The 19,343-nt window shown below is 31.7% G+C and carries 13 protein-coding genes and 1 pseudogene; 9 read left to right on the top strand and 5 right to left on the bottom strand.

Features of this window, described 5'->3' with window-relative positions; genetic code table 11:
• Positions 1–80: 80 nt before the first annotated feature.
• Positions 81–1,730, bottom strand: coding sequence for a phosphoenolpyruvate carboxykinase (ATP) (pckA, locus tag CDH50_RS04380; protein ID WP_100610700.1), 1,650 nt, complete (start codon positions 1,728–1,730; stop codon positions 81–83).
• Between the two features lie 446 nt (positions 1,731–2,176).
• Here pckA and typA point away from each other — a divergent pair, with 446 nt between their 5' ends.
• From typA to CDH50_RS04355, 5 genes are all read left to right on the top strand, one after another.
• Entirely contained in the window at positions 2,177–3,976 is a 1,800-nt protein-coding gene (gene typA, locus CDH50_RS04375; RefSeq protein WP_100610699.1) for a translational GTPase TypA, read from the top strand.
• A 266-nt stretch (positions 3,977–4,242) separates the two neighbouring features.
• A complete protein-coding gene (locus CDH50_RS04370; protein WP_100610698.1) occupies positions 4,243–5,544 on the top strand; it encodes an O-antigen translocase in 1,302 nt (433 codons plus the stop codon).
• Between the two features lie 30 nt (positions 5,545–5,574).
• Entirely contained in the window at positions 5,575–6,858 is a 1,284-nt protein-coding gene (locus CDH50_RS04365; RefSeq protein WP_100610697.1) for an oligosaccharide flippase family protein, read from the top strand.
• A gap of 495 nt (positions 6,859–7,353) precedes the next feature.
• Positions 7,354–8,496, top strand: coding sequence for a phosphoethanolamine transferase (locus tag CDH50_RS04360; RefSeq protein ID WP_232731956.1), 1,143 nt, complete (start codon positions 7,354–7,356; stop codon positions 8,494–8,496).
• Between the two features lie 2 nt (positions 8,497–8,498).
• Entirely contained in the window at positions 8,499–9,596 is a 1,098-nt protein-coding gene (locus CDH50_RS04355) for a glycosyltransferase (RefSeq protein ID WP_100610695.1), read from the top strand.
• Here CDH50_RS04355 and CDH50_RS04350 read toward each other — a convergent pair.
• The 3 genes from CDH50_RS04350 to CDH50_RS04340 all read right to left on the bottom strand — a co-directional run bounded on the left by CDH50_RS04350 (position 9,593) and on the right by CDH50_RS04340 (position 12,177).
• Entirely contained in the window at positions 9,593–10,528 is a 936-nt protein-coding gene (locus CDH50_RS04350; RefSeq protein WP_100610694.1) for a glycosyltransferase family 2 protein, read from the bottom strand. The genes CDH50_RS04355 and CDH50_RS04350 overlap by 4 nt on opposite strands.
• A 226-nt stretch (positions 10,529–10,754) precedes the next feature.
• A complete protein-coding gene (locus tag CDH50_RS04345) occupies positions 10,755–11,519 on the bottom strand; it encodes a methyltransferase domain-containing protein (RefSeq protein ID WP_232731955.1) in 765 nt (254 codons plus the stop codon).
• Positions 11,494–12,177 (bottom strand): cell division ATP-binding protein FtsE, encoded by a 684-nt coding sequence (locus CDH50_RS04340; RefSeq protein WP_100610692.1) that lies wholly within the window; start codon positions 12,175–12,177, stop codon positions 11,494–11,496. The genes CDH50_RS04345 and CDH50_RS04340 overlap by 26 nt, the downstream gene beginning before the upstream one ends.
• A 251-nt stretch (positions 12,178–12,428) precedes the next feature.
• On the opposite strand from CDH50_RS04340, the gene CDH50_RS04335 reads away from it, so the two are divergent.
• The 3 genes and pseudogenes from CDH50_RS04335 (at position 12,429) to CDH50_RS04325 (ending at position 17,908) form a co-directional block, all read left to right on the top strand.
• Positions 12,429–15,455: a tetratricopeptide repeat protein gene (locus CDH50_RS04335; protein WP_100610691.1), complete on the top strand. Its 3,027-nt coding sequence runs from the start codon at positions 12,429–12,431 to the stop codon at positions 15,453–15,455.
• A gap of 95 nt (positions 15,456–15,550) precedes the next feature.
• Positions 15,551–17,278 carry a TonB-dependent receptor gene (locus tag CDH50_RS04330; protein ID WP_100610690.1) on the top strand — a complete coding sequence of 576 codons (1,728 nt, stop codon included), beginning with the start codon at positions 15,551–15,553 and terminating at the stop codon, positions 17,276–17,278.
• Between the two features lie 185 nt (positions 17,279–17,463).
• A pseudogene (locus CDH50_RS04325) lies at positions 17,464–17,908 on the top strand (DUF1287 domain-containing protein).
• Here the strand turns inward: CDH50_RS04325 and CDH50_RS04320 are convergent.
• On the bottom strand, positions 17,895–18,590 hold the full coding sequence (locus CDH50_RS04320; RefSeq protein WP_100611254.1) for a class I SAM-dependent methyltransferase: 696 nt from the start codon (positions 18,588–18,590) through the stop codon (positions 17,895–17,897). The pseudogene CDH50_RS04325 and the gene CDH50_RS04320 overlap by 14 nt on opposite strands.
• Before the next feature lie 153 nt (positions 18,591–18,743).
• Between CDH50_RS04320 and CDH50_RS04315 the strand changes: the two genes are divergently transcribed.
• Positions 18,744–19,238 carry a YkgJ family cysteine cluster protein gene (locus CDH50_RS04315; protein WP_100611253.1) on the top strand — a complete coding sequence of 165 codons (495 nt, stop codon included), beginning with the start codon at positions 18,744–18,746 and terminating at the stop codon, positions 19,236–19,238.
• Positions 19,239–19,343: the final 105 nt, after the last annotated feature.

The raw sequence follows: 19,343 nt of genomic DNA, 5'->3' as shown, positions 1-19,343 counted from the left end.
ATTCAAAAAAACCATTTTGCATTATGCAATTTTTAAATTTAAAATCACATAATGCAAATGGCTAGGTAGTGTGTCTGGATTTAGTTTGGGCTAAACAAGACTGTTTCTTCAACTAATGATGGTCCAGATTTAACTAAACGTTTTCCCTCGTCATCGTTTGTATATTGTTCGAAGTATTTAATGTAACGAGTGGCTAAATCTTTAGCTTTTTCAGTCCATAAATCTTCTTTTGCGTAAGTAAATCTTGGGTCAAGAATACCTTCACTTACATTTGGCAACGCTGTTGGAAATGTTAAATTTAAATATGGAATTGTTTTGTATTCTGCTTTGTCAATATCGCCATTTATAATAGCATCTATAATAGCTCTTGTGTTTTTTAAAGAAATACGTTTTCCAGTACCATTCCAACCAGTGTTTACTAAATATGCTTTAGCATTGTGTTCTTTCATTTTTCCAATTAATGTTTTAGAATACATTGTTGGATGTAATGTTAAGAATGCTTCACCAAAAGCTGGAGAGAATGATGGCTCTGGAGCAGTGATTCCACGTTCTGTTCCAGCTAATTTAGAAGTATATCCACATAAAAAATGGTACGCAGCTTGATCGTCAGTTAATACGGATACTGGAGGCAATACGCCAAAGGCATCAGCTGAAAGGTAAATAATTTTGCTAGCGTGTCCAGCTTTTGATGGTAATACAATTTTGCTAATATGGTAAATGGGGTAAGAAACTCTTGAGTTTTCAGTAATAGAATGATCATAATAATTGATTTCACCATACTCGTCAACAATCACATTTTCCAATAAAGCATCTCTTTTGATAGCTCTCCAAATGTCTGGCTCATTGTTTTCGCTTAAGTCAATTACTTTGGCATAACAACCACCTTCATAATTAAAAACGCCATTGTTATCCCAACCATGTTCGTCATCACCAATTAAATAACGTTTTGGATCAGCTGATAAAGTTGTTTTTCCAGTGCCTGAAAGTCCGAAGAAAACAGCAACATCACCATCTTCACCTACGTTTGCAGAACAATGCATAGAGGCCATGCCCTTTAATGGTAGGTAGTAGTTCATCATAGCAAACATTCCTTTTTTCATTTCGCCACCATACCAAGTACCTCCAATAATTTGAATTTTTTCGGTTAAATTAAATAACACATAATTTTCAGAGTTTAAACCATGTTCTTTCCAATTTGGGTTTGTTGCTTTTGATGCGTTCATTACAATAAAATCTGGTTTACCAAAGTTTTCCAATTCATAAATGGATGGTCTAATAAACATATTTGTAACAAAGTGTGCTTGCCAAGCAACTTCCATGACGAAACGAACTTTTAGTCTTGTATCGGCATTTGTGCCACAAAAGGCATCAACAACATACAGTTTAGGGGATGTTGAAAGTTGTTCTAATGTTAAGGCTTTTAAATCATCCCAAACGGCTTTAGTTGTTGGGTAATTTGGAGTGCTAATGCCGTATTCTTTATCCCAACAAATAGTGTCTTTAGTAATCTCATCTTTTACAATATACCTGTCTTTAGGTGAGCGACCTGTAAAAACACCAGTTTTAACAGCAATGCTGCCTGTATCAGTTAAGGCGCCTTTTTCATATCCTTTTCGTTTATGAGATATTTCGGCTTGAAATAATTCTTCGTAGGAGGGGTTGTAAGATACCTCATGATATCCAGTAATTCCTAAATCGTGCAACTCCTGAATGATTTTAATATTTTTCATTTTTAAAATTGTTTATGGTTTTTATTATTATGTTTTGTTATCGGAAATCTTTTATTTATTCTTCTTCAAAGGTAGCTACACCAATCTTTTATAAAAATGACAAATGTCATGTGCTAATTTTTTATGTAATCTTTGAAATAGAAACCTAAATGTTTGCTGTTTATCTTGAAATGTTTTTAAAATACTATATAAAAAGATGTGTTATATTTTATGTTATTAAAGTTATATTTTTTATAAGCAGAAGTATACTTAGGAAAATTTAGTTTTTAAATAATTTGTTGATATATAGAGAGATTATGATATATTCTATTATTGCTGAATTATAATAAAAAACTTAGTTGTTAATAGAATAATAGTGTATTAACTATGACTTTCCAAAATAAAATTATTATAATATAAATTAAATTATTATGGTTACCTTTGCACGCTTAAAATATGGCACCTATATGGCTAACATCAAAAACATTGCAATTATTGCACACGTAGACCACGGTAAAACCACGTTGGTTGATAAAATTATGTACCATTGTCAGCTATTTCGTGAAAACGAAAATACGGGCGATTTAATTCTGGATAATAACGATTTAGAGCGTGAAAGAGGTATTACGATTACCTCTAAAAACGTGTCTGTAATTTATAAAGATACCAAGATTAATATTATTGATACTCCTGGTCACGCCGATTTTGGTGGGGAAGTGGAGCGTGTACTTAATATGGCAGATGGTGTGTTGTTATTGGTTGATGCTTTTGAAGGCCCTATGCCACAAACCCGTTTTGTATTGCAAAAAGCAATTGATTTAGGGTTGAAACCTTGCGTGGTTATTAATAAAGTGGATAAAGAAAACTGTACCCCAGAAGAAGTACATGAAAAGGTGTTCGATTTAATGTTTGAATTGGGTGCAGAAGAATGGCAATTAGATTTTCCAACGGTGTATGGTTCGGCAAAAAATAACTGGATGAGTGATGATTGGAAAAACCAAACATCCAATATAGAACCATTATTGGATATGGTTATAGAGCATATCCCAGCTCCTAAAATTGAGGAAGGAACCACTCAAATGTTGATTACCTCTTTAGATTTTTCTTCATTTACAGGTCGAATTGCTATCGGACGTTTAACAAGAGGCGGATTAAAAACCGGTCAAAATATTTCTTTGGTAAAAAGAGATGGAAGTATTGTAAAATCTAAAATTAAAGAAGTTCATATTTTTGAAGGCTTAGGGCGTAAAAAAGTAGATGAAGTTCAAACAGGAGATATTTGTGCACTTGTTGGTTTGGAAGGTTTTGAAATTGGTGATACTGTTGCCGATTTTGAAAACCCTCAAGGATTGAAAACAATCGCTATCGATGAGCCAACCATGAGTATGTTGTTTACTATTAACGATTCACCTTTCTTTGGAAAAGATGGAAAGTTTGTAACATCGCGACATATTAAAGACCGCTTGAAAAAGGAATTGGAGAAAAACTTAGCTCTTAGAGTTGAAGAAACCGATAGTGCCGATAAATTTATGGTTTATGGTCGTGGTGTACTGCACTTATCCGTTTTAATAGAAACCATGAGACGTGAAGGTTATGAACTTCAAATTGGGCAGCCACAAGTAATTATTAAAGAAATTGATGGTGTTAAATGCGAGCCGGTTGAAGAAATGACCATTGATTTACCAGAAGCAGTATCAGGAAAAGCGATTGAAATGGTTAGCTTACGTAAAGGAGAAATGACCAGTATGGAAGCCAAAGGCGAACGTATGGTTTGTCAGTTTTTAATGCCTTCCAGAGGGATTATAGGATTGCGTAATCAGTTATTAACCGCTACTGCTGGAGAGGCTATTATGGCACATCGCTTTAAAGAATATCAACCTCTAAAAGGAGGTATTCCTGAACGTCAAAACGGTTCTTTGGTGTCCATGGAAAAAGGTCAGGCCATTCCTTATTCAATAGATAAATTACAAGAACGAGGTAAGTTTTTTATTGATCCGGGAGAAGATATTTATGAAGGACAAGTTATTGGAGAAAACTCACGTGGTGACGATATGGCCGTTAACGTAACTAAAACCAAGAAATTAAGTAACGTGCGTTCCTCTGGCGCAGATGATAAAGCCAAAATTGTACCGGCTATTAAATTTTCGTTAGAAGAAGCCCTGGAATACATACAAAAGGATGAGTACGTTGAAGTAACTCCAAATCATATCAGATTACGTAAAATCTACCTGACTGAGGTAGAAAGAAAACGTAACAAAGGCATGTAAAAATTATTGAAATTGAAATGGTATAATGGATTAATTGTTTTAACCCTTCCATCGTTTTAATCATTAAGTATAAAAATAGTAAACATCTTTGGGTGTTTACTATTTTTTTTAATGGTATTTCCTCAACTAATATCTAAGTCCATATATTATTACCAATATAGCTTTTTGTATATTTGATTTCTCTTAAATATTTTAATCTAAACTTATTGTTTTTTGTTTAGCATTAGAAAAACAAAAATCATCAACCAAAAGTAAATTGTTATTAATTGAAAAAATTAATAGATTATATAAATAATAATGTTTTAATAAAGATTACTTCATTAAAAGCAGCTTCAGTAATTACTAGAATAGTTACTGGCATGTTAACATCAAAAGCAATTGCTGTTTTTATTGGAGCGGAAGGCTTGGCTTCAATAGGCAACTTGCGAAATTTTGTAGGGTCAGCACAGTCTTTAGCAACCCTTGGTTTTTATAACGGTATTGTTAAGTACGTTTCAAGATTTAAAGAAGATTTGCAGAATCTTAGCAAAACACTTTCAACCGTTTTTTACTTTGGATTTATTTCCACAATTCTAATATCCTTTTTTTGTTATTTTAAAGCGGGCTTAATCAATGATATCATTTTCCCGACCTACAACAATTATGCTTACATTATTAAAATTTTTGCTATTGTACTTCCATTTTATTCATTGAATATGTTTTCGTTTTCCATAATGAATGGATTTTCAAAATATAAAATCCTTATCATTATAAATATCATTGGGCAGATTTTAGGAGTTTCGATAGCTGTTCTTTTAATTTATCAGAATAAGATAGATGGTGCTTTAATATCTGTAGTCATAGCAGAATCCATTATATTTTTAATCACTTTGGTAGGTATAATCAATAGGAGAAGCTTGGCGCCATTAATACAAGTAAAGCAAGTTAGTTGGGATTTTTTAAAGAAAATGGGGCCTTATTCGGTGATGGCGTTATTTTCAGCAGTTATTCTTCCGATTGTTACATTGGTAATTCGGTCTTATATTATTGAAAACGTTGGCTATAAAGATGCAGGCTTTTGGGAGGCTATGACACGTATTTCTAAGTATTATTTAATGCTAGTAACCTCATTAATGGCCGTATACATACTACCTAGGTTTTCTGAGATTGATAGCATAAAGGAATTCAGGAAAGAAGTGTTGAGTTTTTATAAAATAGTAATGCCTTCATTTATTATAGGGTTGTTTGTTATTTATTTACTAAGATCATACATCGTGGTATTTATATTTTCAAAAGAATTTGAACCCGTAGAGAATTTGTTTTTATGGCAATTGTTAGGCGATCTTTTAAAGGTTTTATCTATGGTTATTGTATATCAATTTTTAGCAAAAAAGATGTTTTGGCATTATGTAGTAACCGAGATTTTCTTTTTGCTAGTGCTTTATCTTTTAAGTATTTATTTTGTTGATATATATGGTGTTAAAGGAGCCGTTATTGGTCATTTTGTTAGTTATTTAATATATTATGCCATTATTTTATTGATATTTGGAAGCTCTATTTTTGGGGTGGATTCAAATAAAGAGGATTAAGTAAACAACTAAAAAGTCTATTAAAAAAATTTGAATAAGATTTTTAATCACATATTAAATAATAACTTAATCAAGTTAGGGCTTTTTAATTCTTTTTCAATTACTATAAAAATTATAGCAAGTATTATATCTTCAAAAGCGCTTGCTTTTTTTTTAGGACCCCCAGGATTGGCAATCGTTGGTATCTACAAAGAATTTTTTAATATGACTACAAATATGTCATCATTAGGTCTTCAAAGAGGTATTATTAGATATGCTTCGGAATTAAAGTCGAAACCTAACGAATCAAAAGTATTTATAAATACAGTCAATTTAATTGGATTGCTCGCTAGTATTTTAATGGCTTTTTTTTTATTTCTTTTCTCTAATTTCATAAATGTGAATTTATTTCCAAATGACGACTTCAGTTTGGTAATTAAAATTTTAGCTTTTTTAATGCCTATAAGTGTGTTTAGTGTATTTTATTTATCATTTCTTAATGGGCTTGGTTATGTAAACCATATTGTTAAAATAAACATTTCACTATACATACTTAATATGATTATATTGGTGATTCTAACTTGTTTTTATAATACTGTTGGTGCTCTTTTGGGAATTAGCCTTGTATATGTGCTTCAATTAATTTCTATTTTTATGTTTAAACCAAATGCTTTTTCATTTGGAACGTTTAGTTTGGGGATATTTTCAAATAATTATGTTAGAAAATTAATGGGTTATACCCTTATGACTATTTTTTCGCTGATGCTTTTCCCTTTTATTTCTATATTAATCAGAAGCGAAATAATTGATTTGTTAGGTAAAGATGCAGCCGGATTTTGGGAGGCCATGAAAAGAATCTCAGAAAATTATTTACTATTTGCTTCTTCATTGGTTATGCTTTCGGTTTTGCCACAATTATCCAAATCTGATAGTGATTTTAAAAACATTGTTTTGCATTTTTATAAATCCATTTTACCCTTATTTGTCATTGGATTGTTTTTTGTATTTGTTTTAAAAGACTTTATCATGCAATTGTTCTACTCTAAAGATTTTTTGCCTACTACAGTTTTGTTTAAATGGTATACAATTGGCGATTTATTCAGGATTTCTGGTATTGTTTTGGCCGCAAATTTTTATGCTACTAGGGATATTAAAGGCTATATTTTTACTGATATGTTTTTAGCTTTAGTGATGTATGTTTCAACCATTCTGTTGTTGAGAAGTTATGGATTAGTTGGTGGGGCTTTTGCCTATTTTGTTTCATACTTTACATACTTTATTTTACTTATTATAGTGTTCAGAAAAAAATTATTTACAGTAAAAGCGCAAAGTTAGCTTAATACCTTATCTTTAAATATGGACAAAAAAAATGTAAATACATCTTTAGTTTTTTTACTTCCTATAATTATCTTTTTCTTATTTGAACTTTTTTTAAAAGCCATAACAATTGAAAGAGTTTATAATCTTATTGAAAATGTTCTGTTTGCCTATTTAATAATAACACTCTCATTTTTAATTAATAGCCTATGGTTTAAAAAGTTCTTTTTAAAAATGGGATTTATAATTTTTAACTTATGTCTCTTTTTTGAAACTTTTTATTATTATCATTTTGAAAGCATTTTTAGTGCTTCGGCCATATTTGTAATTTTGGAAACAAATAGTATTGAAACAAAAGAGTTCTTAGCTTCATACTTTACAAAAACTGTATTATTCTTAATTATTTTAGCAGTATTTATTATAGTTTATGGTTTAAAATTTATTAGTAAAAGTCCATGTCAAAGCATTACAAAAAGAGGACATAAATTAAAATATCTTTTAATTTTTTTGATATTGGTTTTTTTAAAAATCACAAATCTTATTGTTTATAATGTGCCTTATTTAGCTATAAAAACACCTATTACTTATTTTCAGGAAACAAATAAGTTAAACATTTATGGTAATGGCAATCAACTAGGAGATTTCACTGGTATAAAGCACATTAAGTCAAAGGACAATAAAGAACTCTATATTATTGTAATAGGGGAATCTGCAAGTAAAGTACATTTCCAATTATATAATTATTATAGAAAAACAACTCCTTTACTGAATAGCATAAAAGATGAACTTATAATTTTAAATGATGTGATTAGTCCACATGCTTACACAATTGGGTCATTAACAAAAGGACTTACCTTGGGAAATGTAGAAAATCCAGAAGGGAAGTATCAAGGTTCAATAATTCAATTATTAAATCAAGTAGGTTTTAAAACTTATTGGATATCAAACCAAAGACCAGTTGGTGTGTCAGATACCCAAGTTACTCAAATTGCAAAAGGAGCAAGAAAATCTATTTTTTTAAATATTAAGCATACTAGTGAAAATACGCCTTATGATGAAGTATTACTTCCTGAGTTGAATAAAATAGCTCAAGAGAAAGGAAATAAGAAAGTCGTTTTTTTACACATGATTGGTGAGCATTTTTATTATGAAAAGCGTTATCCACCGGAATTTGATTATTTTAAAGATATTCCTATTACAAAATTTGATAGGGATGATGTTTATAAAACCATAAATGCTTACGACAATGCCATCCGATATACGGATAGTATTTTAAATGAGGTTATAAAAACTGCTAGAAGACAAAACACGGATAGTTTTGTTCTATATTTTTCGGATCATGGGCAGGAAGTTTATGATGATATTGATTTTTTTGGACAAACCATAGATCAAATGGTAACAAAAAGTATGTACGAAATACCTATGTTCCTATGGATGTCTGAGAGTTATAAATTGAAAAATCAAATTGCTTTAAATCTAAATAAAAAGTATATGACAGATGATGTGATACATTCAATTGCAGATTTGTGTAATGTAACGAGTAACGAAATTGATTCTACTCGAAGCATATTCAATGAACATTTTAAACAAAGAAAAAGAATCATAAAAAACAATATAGATTTTGATGCTTCCTTTTACTTGAATGAAAATCAATAGAATTGGAAACTTTTAAAAAAAAAATTTGTATAGTTTGTACCTCTCTAGATTATGGTGGAGCAGAAAGGGCTTCTGCAACACAATCCATAATTTTTCATAAATTGGGGTTTGATGTTTATGTGGTCACTGTTAACTCTGGTGTTGCTTATCATTATGAAGGATCACATTTTGATTTAGGGGCGTTAAAAAATGAAAGTGACTCATCTTTGGGTAGAATCAAACGACTCTTAGCATTTAAAAAATTTCTTAACAGAAATAAATTTGATTTTATTGTAGATAACAGACCAAGAAATCAAGTATATCGAGAATTCATTATCACAAAATTTATTTATAATCTCCCCACTATTTATGTAATTCATTCGTTTGAAGAATCTTTAGCATTTACAAAATACAAATGGCTAAACACTTTTTTGTATCGAAACAAAGCCATGGTATGTGTCTCTAAAATTGGAGCTGATAAATTTAAAAATCTATACAACCTAAACAAAATAACTACAATTTATAATGCGTTTGATTTTGATGAGATTATAAAACAATCAAATGAAGAAATAAGTAACCTAAACATTGGGGATTATATTATTTTTTATGGTAGAATACATGATAAATCAAAAAACCTAAAACTTCTTTTAGATGCTTATAACATTTCAAGACTTAGAGACAGGCATATTAAATTGCTCATTCTTGGTGACGGTCCAGATTTAGATTTAATTCAATCCTACTCAAATGAATTGCATTTGCAAAATGATGTGGTTTTTAAAGCATTTTCTAAAAATCCATTTCCGTATGTAAAACAAGCCAAGTTTTTAGTTTTAACAAGCCGATCAGAAGGGTTTGCCATGGTAATACCTGAATCATTATCGTTAGGGGTTCCAGTTATATCGGTTGATTGCAAAGCGGGTCCGAAAGAAATTATAATAAATGGTTATAATGGATTCTTAGTTAAGAATTATGATAAAGTAGCATTAGCAGAAGAAATGAATGGATTTATTGAAGAAACTGACAGATATATTAATTGTAAACATAATACAGTAAAAAGTATAAACAAATTTTCTTTAAACGAAATCTCAAATGAATGGAAAACTTATTTTTCAAAGTTTTAACGATAAGAAGTTAGGTAGATACCTCTCTTAATTGAAAACTTATGGAACCATTTCATGAATTTCAATAAAAAGACAGGAGATTTTAAAATGAATCTTTGCTTTTTATTCAAATTAGATTTTTTAATCTCTTTTTCAAGTTTTTTATAAACCCATTCTGGGCCATATATTTTACTTCTTAACGCAACGGCATATCGATTCACATCTAAATAAATTTTTAAGGAAGGGTTAAGCTTTTCTTCTTTTGAATAATTATTAATAAAATCATAGCGAATAGTATTTAGTTCATTTTTGGATAAGCTGTTGTCAATAAATAATCTATAAGACATAGTAATAGTTGGGTTAAAACATACTTTGTAATTAAGAGCAAACCGAATCCATAAGTCTAAATCTTGAGCGGTTTTTAAAGCTGGGTTAAATTCTCCTAAATATTTAAATTTTTCTTTTGAAAAAGCAACAGCAGAAGTCCAAGCCACAGAATTTATAATACTAGCTTTAAAAAAGTCTTCTATTATCAAACAATCTTTATTATAATCAAAATTAAATTGTGCATTTCTGCTAAAATTTTTTCTATAAAAAATTTCGTAGTTGTTGCAAAACAAACCAGCATCAGTAAATAAATCAATCTGTTTTTTTAGCTCAATAAGATGGTTCTTGTGCCATAAGTCATCAGCATCAAGCAATGCTATATATTTAGAGGTTGCATAATCGATTCCTTTATTCCTGGCTATTGAAACCCCTTGATTATCTTGTTTTAATAATTTGATTTTTTCAGATTTAAATGATACCGCCATTTTATAGCTGCTATCCGTGCTCCCATCATCAACAATGATAACCTCAAAATCTTGAAAAGACTGGTTTAGAACACTTTTAATAGTTTCTTCTATATAAGCTTCTTTGTTGTATAGCGGAATTATAACAGAAAAAAAAGGCATTGTTTTTTGGTTTTTAATTGACAAAGATACCCTATTCTATGCATGTCGTACAATGATAAAGAAGTATAATTGGAGTTTAAAAATAAGACTATTAGTTTTTTTAGAATATTAAAGCTTTGGTAAAAAGTTCTAACTAGTTTTAGTCTTTTATATTTATATAATGCTTAAATACTTTAGAATCTTCCTTTGTTAATTTAATTGTAATTTGGGATTAAAATGGAAGGCATTATTTTGTAGCGATTAAAATGGTTTCAGGAGATTTTAATCCATAATATGAATCACCATCTGTTTCGTTTAATGTTTTTGCTGAAACATTAAAACCATTATTCATAAGCCTGTTTTTCAAGCCTTCAATAGAGTATATTCTAACATGGTTGTCTTGCCCAAAATGCTTTTTTCTTTCTTCTGGGGCAATGATAGAATAATCTTCATAAATATCGCCTTCTTTAAAAGGAGTTTGGATGTAAACAGATCCCTTAGGTTTTAAAACTCGATAAAGTTCAGATATAGCTTTGTGGTCATCAATAATATGTTCCAAAATATGATAGCAAATAATGGTATCAAACTTTTCGCTTTCTTGATTTATATTGGTAATATCGAACTTGTAATCGGCTAAAAACTCATTTTCAAAATCAGAACTATAATAAGTGATGGCTTTGTTTTTTCTTAAAATTCTATAAAGACTGCGTGATGGCGAAAAATGTAGAAGGTTACCATTTAAAACATTATTATGGTTTAGTAAATGCCAAAGTCTTCGCTTTCTTGATAAACTTCCACAAAAAGGGCATAGTAAATCATCGTTTTTTAATAAAATAAATGAGCGTAGTTTTTTTTGGCAAATATTGCATTTATGGTTGTTCCCAATAAAGAAAATGGCATACGGGAAACGGAAAATTTGCTCATTTTTAAATAAAAAATCTTTAGGAATTAAAGCTTTGATGGTTTCTTTAATAAAAATGTACATATCAACCCTTCCTTTGCACAACCTCATAAACCTGATTGTCGTCGCACTTCAATGTTTTACTGGGATATTTTAACAGCAAAGCATAATCGTGTGTGGCCATCAGTATGGTGTTGCCATTTTTGTTTATTTCTTGCAACACTTCCATCACCTCAATGCTGGTTTGCGGATCAAGGTTTCCTGTAGGTTCATCAGCTAAAATGAGCTCTGGGTTATTAAGTAAGGCTCTGGCAATGGCGACGCGTTGTTGTTCACCACCAGAAAGCTCATGTGGATATTTAAAACCTTTGGTTTTCATGTCAACCTTTGTTAAAACAGCTTCTACACGCGCATCCATTTCTGTTTTATCTTTCCAACCGGTTGCTTTTAAAACAAATAATAAATTTTCATTCACGGTTCTATCCGTCAGTAATTTAAAGTCTTGAAAAACAACCCCAAGTTTTCGTCTTAAAAAAGGAATATCATCTTCCTTTAGGGTTTTTAAATCGTATTCAACGATGTGTCCTTCGCCTTCAGTTAATGTTAAATCGCCATAAAGTGTTTTCATAAAACTACTTTTTCCAGAGCCCGTTTTGCCTATCAAATAAACAAAATCACCTTTATTAACTTCAACATTAACATTAGAAAGTACCAAGCTATCGCCTTGATAAATAGAGGCGTTTTTTAATTGCAGAACAGGTTTAGACATAAAATAAATGAATTTTTTAATCGTGTTGTAAATGTATTATTTAAAAGTTGAAAGTTAAAAGTTAAAAGGTAAAAGTTGAATTTAAGCATCATTTTTTTTGAATTCTTCAGTCTCCTATCTTCCGTCTTTCGTCTTCGGCCTCCCATCTTTTTTCAACTTTTAATAAGTCGGTTTATAATTCTATCCCAATTGTTGCGTTATAGGGTTTATATTAAATTATCTTTGATTTTTAAATTAAAAACGAATTGTCAATGACAAAAAATAATCATATGTCCCTCTTGATTGCTTTCATTTTTTGCTATCAGGTTATAGCACAGCAATCTGCAACATACACCAATGATTTGGTAGATTTTCAAAAAGCATTAACGTTATATAACAATCAGCAATATTTAGCTTCACAATCCTTATTTAGCACCGTTCAAAAAACAGCTAAAGAAGACGTTTTAAAGTCAGATTGCGCCTATTATATTGCCAATTGTGCCGTACGGTTGAACCAACAAAATGCCGATAGATTGGTAGAGGATTTTGTTGAAGAATATCCAACAAGTACCAAGCGAAATACAGCTTTTGTAGATGTAGCCGATTATTATTTCGTGAACGGAAAATTTCCGCATGCATTAAAATGGTATGCGAAGGTTGATGAAGATGCTTTAAGTAGAAAAGAAAAGGAAAAATTCAATTTTAATTATGGGTATTCCGCTTTTTCGGCTAAACAATATAAAGAAGCTAAACAATATTTGGCCAAGGTTGAAAATTCCCAAGAATATGGTTCCCAAGCTAAATATTATATTGGTTTTATGGCTTATGAAGGTAATGATTATGAAACCGCAAACCAGTATTTTGACCAAGTAACCGATCAAGAGCGTTACAAAGAAAAACTGTCTTATTATCAAGCGGATTTAAACTTCAGACTTGGTAAATTTGAAGAAGCCATCAAACTCGCCAAAGAGCAATTGGCTAAAGGTGATGAAAGTGAAGTGTCCGAACTTTCAAAAATCATTGGTGAAAGTTATTTCAATTTAAAAGATTATGCTGCGGCTCTTCCATATTTAAAAGCTTATAAAGGCAAAAATGGCAAGTGGAACAATATTGATTTTTACCAATTAGGCTATGCGCATTACAAGCAAGGCGATTATGAAAATGCTATTTCAGAATTCAATAAAATAGTTGGAGGAAACGATGCTACGGCTCAAAACGCCTATTATCATTTGGGTGAAAGCTATATTAAACTTGGCAAAAAGCCAGAAGCTTTAAATGCGTTTAGAAATGCATCGCAAATGACATACGATTTAAAGATTCAGGAAGATGCTTGGCTAAATTATGCTAAGATTAGTTATGAAATCGGGAATCCATACCAATCGGCGCCTCAAGTTTTGGCGGAATATTTAAACAAGTATCCGAAAACCAGTTACAAGGAAGAAATTGAGACGCTTTTAATCGATTCTTACATCACGTCTAAAAATTATAAAGAAGCCCTTAGACTTTTAGAAGGTAAAAATAGTTTTGAAAACAAAGTAGCTTTGCAAAAAGTAGCGTTTTATAGAGGTTTGGAAGTTTATAATGAAGGTAACTATTTAGAGGCTAAATCGCTTTTTGATAGATCTTTGAAAGAACAAAGAGATAACAATTACACTGCTAGAGCCACCTTTTGGAAAGCTGAAACGGATTATAATTTAAATAATTATAATGATGCTTTGGTTGGGTTTAAACAATTTGCGCAACAATCATCAGCTTCAACAACGCCTGAAAATATCAACATTGATTATAATCTGGCTTATACTTATTTTAAACTTAAAAATTATCCACAAGCAAGTCAACATTTCAATCAATTCATCAATAAAAGAAAAGATGATAAAGTAAGATTGAACGATGCTTATCTACGTTTGGGTGATACCTACTTTGTTTCTAGCGATTATAATGATGCTGCTAAAGCTTATGATAATGCGATTAAATTAAACGAAATAGATTCCGATTATCCGTTTTTTCAAAAAGCCATTAGTACGGGTTATGGAGGAAATGATTCCAAAAAAATATCAGATTTAGAACAATTTATTTCAAAATATCCAACGTCTAAACTTCGTGATGATGCCATGTACGAGTTGGGTAATTCGTATGTAAAAGCGAATCAAAATGATAAAGCTATGGCCATGTATGACAGATTGGCAAGTGAATATAGAATGAGTTCCTTCGTGCCAAAAGGATTATTGCGTCAAGGCTTGGTGTATTACAACGGTAGCAACAACGAACAAGCTTTAACGAAGTTTAAAAAAGTAGCAACTGATTATGCTGGAACTCCAGAAGCTGTTCAGGCAGTATCTACGGCTAGACTTATTTATATTGATATGGGACGTGTAGATGAATATGCTGCTTGGGCCAAAACATTGGATTTTGTGAATGTGACGGACTCCGATTTAGATAACGCGACTTATGAGGCGGCCGAAAAACAGTATTTGGATAATAACACGGATAAAGCAATTAAACAATTTAATGGGTATTTAACGCAATTCCCTAACGGACAACATGCGTTACAAGCGCATTTTTATGTGGCTCAAATGTATTATAAGCAAGGATTGACCGAGAATGCCGCACCACACTATAAGTACGTCGTGGAGACATCACAAAGTGAATTTACCGAAGAAGCGTTGGCTCGTTTGTCCCAACATTATTTGGAAGCAAAAAATTGGAATGCAGCTATTCCGTTGTTAAAACGTTTGGAGCAGGATGCCAGTTTGCCTCAAAACGTCGTGTTTGCACAGTCGAATTTAATGAAAGCGCAATACCAATTGGAAAAATATACTGATGCGATTGCTTATGCTGAGAAAGTATTGGCGAATTCAAAAATTGATAATAAAATCAAGAGTGATGCCCATGTTATTATTGCACGTTCTGCCATAAAAATGAATGATGAAGCTAGAGCTAAAACAGCTTTTGCTAAAGTGGAAGAAGTAGCAACGGGAGAAACAGCTGCCGAAGCACTTTATTACAACGCCTATTTTAAAAACAAGGAAGGCAAGTTTGAAGCATCAAATACTGCCGTTCAAAAGCTAGCTAAAGATTTTTCAGGATATAAATATTATAGTGCCAAAGGGTTGGTGCTTATGGCTAAGAATTTTTATGCCTTAAAAGATGCGTTCCAAGCCACTTATATTTTAGAAAGCGTCATTCAGAATTTCCCGGAATTTACCGATGTGGTTTCTGAAGCTAAAGCTGAATTAACCAAAATTAAAGCTGAAGAATCTAAAACAAATTCATCGGTTAGAACAGAAGAAGGCAATTAGTTTTTTTAGTCGTGAATCGTGAAATGTGAAACGTGAAATGGCAATCGTAAATCAAAAATTGTAAATCGTAAATCAAAAATCGTAATTCAAAACATATGCGTAAGCACATAAAAAATATCATATTACTAGCGGTAACTTTAAATATAACAGTGGTGTTTTCTCAAGATAGGGATACTATAAGAACAGGCGTTATAGATGTTGTGAAACCATATACCCCTTCTATTTCTGATGCTTTTAAAGTGAAAGAAATTCCTAATTTAGATGATGAGGTTACTGCCAATAAAAAGGAAATAAAATACAATATATTTTCAATTCCTGTGGCATCAACGTTTACACCAGCCAAAGGAAAAGCGGCAGTTGTGGAACAGAAAGCACCAGAAAAAATATTTGATAATTATGCGACGGTCGGCGTTGGCACGTACACGACTATTTTGGGTGAAGTGTATGTGAGTCATGCGTTAAGCAGAACGGAAAGTTTTGGTGGTTATATAAGCCATCATTCGTCACAAGGCGGTATTGAAAATTTACTGCTTGATGACAACTTTTCTAATTCAAAACTTAATTTAAATTATGGATCTCGCCTAAGGGATTTAACATGGAATGTGGAGGCTGGAGCTCAGCAGCAGACTTATAATTGGTATGGTGTGCCAGAATTTCAATTGGATGAAGCTGAAGCAGATCAAATTGGTGTGGGGCATTCCTTTTTTGGAGCGCATTTGGGCAGTGATATTACTTTTAACGATACCTATATAAATTCCGCCAATGTATTTTTTAGACACTTTGGAGATAATCAAGAGTCTAGGGAAAATAGATTTACAGCTCAAGTTAAAGCCGATATTCCTATTAATAGTGACGAAGAATTGGCTACGGTTTTAAAGTTTGATTATTTAGGAGGTAATTTTGATAGAAGTTTCGAAATTGATGAAGAATTAAAATATGGAAACTTTTTTGTGGGATTATCATCTGCTTATGAAATGAAACGAGATGATTTAACCGTTAATTTAGGAGCCTCGGTTTTTTATTTAAATGATACACATGGTGGTGATAACAAAATTTTTGTCTATCCAAATGTTACGGCGACCTACCGATTGGTGAATGATATTTTAATTGCGTATGGTGGTATTCAAGGTGACTTAATCCAGAATTCCTATTATGGTTTTGCTACTGAAAATCCGTTTGTGTCACCAACATTATTCATTCAGCCAACCGACCAATTATATAATGCATTTATTGGTTTGAAAGGAAAAGTGTCCAGTCATATGAGTTATAATTTTAGTGGAAGATATATTTCCGATAGAGATAAAGCCTTATTTAGAAATAATGAAATAACCTCTAATAATTTACAGAATTACTCGTATGGAAACTCATTTGGAATTGTATATGATGATGTGAAAACATACAGTATCGCGGGTGAAATTAATGTAGATGTAAACCGAAATTTCACATTAGGAATAAAATTAGAATATTTTGATTATTCGTCTGATACACAAGCGGAAGCTTGGAACTTGCCAGATACTAAGGGTTCTGTGTTTTTAGATTACCAAATAAGTGATAAATGGTATGCAGGGGCTAATTTATTTTACATTGGGGAACGTAAAGACCAACTATATTTAAATGACGGTATTACTGTGGCTTCACCATTTACAGTAACTTTAGATAGCTATTTTGATGCCAATGCGCATTTAGGGTATCATATTAATGACCAGTTATCGGTATTTGCTAAAGGCAATAACTTAGCGAATCAAGGGTATCAACGTTGGCAAAATTTCCCAGTACAAAGTATGCAGTTTTTAGCTGGAGCGACTTATAAATTTGATTTTTAATTCCCGCGAAGGAGTGAATCTCATCAATTGAAATTCATATTTAAATGAAAAAGATATTCTTTATCATTTTATTTCTATGCTTTAGTTTTTGTTTTTCACAAAACGTTATTCAAAAATTAAACCTTTCTGAAGCTGCTTTAGAATTAACTAAACATAAAGTAGTTTACGACCCAAGTTATTTTTCAATTAATTATCCCAATGGAGATGTTCCAAGTGATAAGGGCGTTTGCACTGATGTTATAATTAGAGCTTATAGAAAACTGGGTATTGATTTACAAAAAGAAGTTCATGAAGATATGAAAGCTCATTTCAATATATATCCAAAAAAAATGGGGTTTGAAAACAACAGATAAGAATATTGATCATAGACGTGTTCCAAATTTGATGACTTATTTTGAGCGCCAAGGGGCTACTAAACCAATAACAAATGATTCAAAAGATTATATGCCTGGAGATATAGTTTGTTGGAATCTTGGCGGTGCCATAACACATATTGGCATTGTAGTCAATAGGAAATCAAGCGATGGAAAAAGATATTTGATTGTTCACAATATTGGTAGTGGACAAGTTTTAGAAGATTGTTTGTTTAAGTTTAAAATAATTGGTCATTTTAGATTTATGCCAACCTAGCCAAATAATCAAAATGTTTCCCTTCCAAAACCAATTCACATCTCAAACCAACAGTCTCACAAGCGAGTTTTAAAGTATCAAAATCCAAATACAACCATTTCATAGGGGTTTCTTCTTCGCCTTTGTAGCTTAAATAATAATCGAGTTCACCATAATAATTGGCGTGTGCATCCATCCAAAAACCGCCATCCTCGTCTTCGTACATGTATTTAATATCCGAAGAATCCATTAAAATCTGGCCGTTTGGTTTCAACAGACTTTTTAGATGGGTTAGATATTTAGATACTTGAGAAAGTTCCTGAAAGATGCCTGTGCCATTCATCAACAACAAAATAGTATCGAATGTTTCTGTTTCATCTAAAAGACTTTTCACTTCCACATTGTTAAGGCCTCGAAGTTTAGAAACTTCAACAGCACCTTTTGAAATATCAATCGCTTTAACGTCAAAGCCTTTTTTCTGTAGATATAAACTATGGTTTCCTGCGCCACAACCCACATCCAAAATAGAACCTTTAGCCAATTGCAAGGCTTTTTTTTCCAGCTTGGGCATGTCTTTAAAATCCCGAAACAGATAGGGAAGTGGCAACTCATCTTCTTCAGAAATGTTGGTGGACGTAATGAGGTCTTCGGTATAATGTCCGTTTTGGTAATCCAATAAAGCACGTCCAAATAAGTCTTTCATATTTATCGTTATTGCTTCTCGATACAATTTTCTCATACTTCAAAAATCACTCGAAGTGACATTTGAGTTGTTAAAGGTGTTTTTAGTTAGCCTGTCAGTTCGAGTGTCCCGATTTTTATCGGGATGTATCGAGAACTTTATTATTTTTACACCATGCAAAACACCATCAATAATCTTCCAAAGCTTGCCAAAGATAAGCATAACGAGAACAAAAAATTCTTTGGGAAGCTAAAAAACAAGCCGCCAAAGAATTTGGATTATGTGATGGAAGAATTACATGAAGCAGAGTTTAGAAAAACAGATTGTTTGCAATGTGCCAATTGCTGCAAAACTACGGGACCTTTGTTTACGGATAAGGATATTGAACGCATTGCCAAACATTTTAAGCTAAAGCCACAACAATTCATCAATCAGTATTTACGCATTGATGAAGACAATGATTATGTGTTGCAAAGTGTACCCTGTACTTTTTTGGGAGCAGATAATTATTGTTCCATTTACAGTGTCCGACCAAAAGCCTGCCAAGAATTTCCGCATACGGACAGGAAAAAGTTTCAACAAATTTCAAATCTCACATTAAAAAATGTGGCTATTTGTCCAGCAGCTTTTAATATTGTTGAGGAGATGAAAAGACGGATTAAGCTTTAAACAAATGTTGTCACTTCGAGTGGATTTGCGAAGTATAACGTAGCAAATTTGTATCGAGAAGCTAACTTAACTACAATTTTATTTACTGACTTCGACTGCGTTCAG

The sequence above is a fragment of the Confluentibacter lentus genome (genome assembly GCF_002806995.1).
GTDB lineage: Bacteria > Bacteroidota > Bacteroidia > Flavobacteriales > Flavobacteriaceae > Confluentibacter > Confluentibacter lentus.
This window is presented reverse-complemented; position numbering and strand designations above follow the sequence as displayed.

Bases quoted from the DNA above. Each gene is read 5' to 3' on its own strand.
- CDH50_RS04350 (WP_100610694.1), bottom strand. From the start codon at position 10,528: ATGCCTTTTTTTTCTGTTATAATTCCGCTATACAACAAAGAAGCTTAT.
- CDH50_RS04340 (WP_100610692.1), bottom strand. From the start codon at position 12,177: ATGTCTAAACCTGTTCTGCAATTAAAAAACGCCTCTATTTATCAAGGC.
- CDH50_RS04315 (WP_100611253.1), top strand. From the start codon at position 18,744: ATGCAAAACACCATCAATAATCTTCCAAAGCTTGCCAAAGATAAGCAT.
- CDH50_RS04320 (WP_100611254.1), bottom strand. From the start codon at position 18,590: ATGAAAGACTTATTTGGACGTGCTTTATTGGATTACCAAAACGGACAT.
- CDH50_RS04335 (WP_100610691.1), top strand. From the start codon at position 12,429: ATGACAAAAAATAATCATATGTCCCTCTTGATTGCTTTCATTTTTTGC.
- CDH50_RS04345 (WP_232731955.1), bottom strand. From the start codon at position 11,519: ATGAGGTTGTGCAAAGGAAGGGTTGATATGTACATTTTTATTAAAGAA.
- CDH50_RS04330 (WP_100610690.1), top strand. From the start codon at position 15,551: ATGCGTAAGCACATAAAAAATATCATATTACTAGCGGTAACTTTAAAT.
- pckA (WP_100610700.1), bottom strand. From the start codon at position 1,730: ATGAAAAATATTAAAATCATTCAGGAGTTGCACGATTTAGGAATTACT.
- typA (WP_100610699.1), top strand. From the start codon at position 2,177: ATGGCTAACATCAAAAACATTGCAATTATTGCACACGTAGACCACGGT.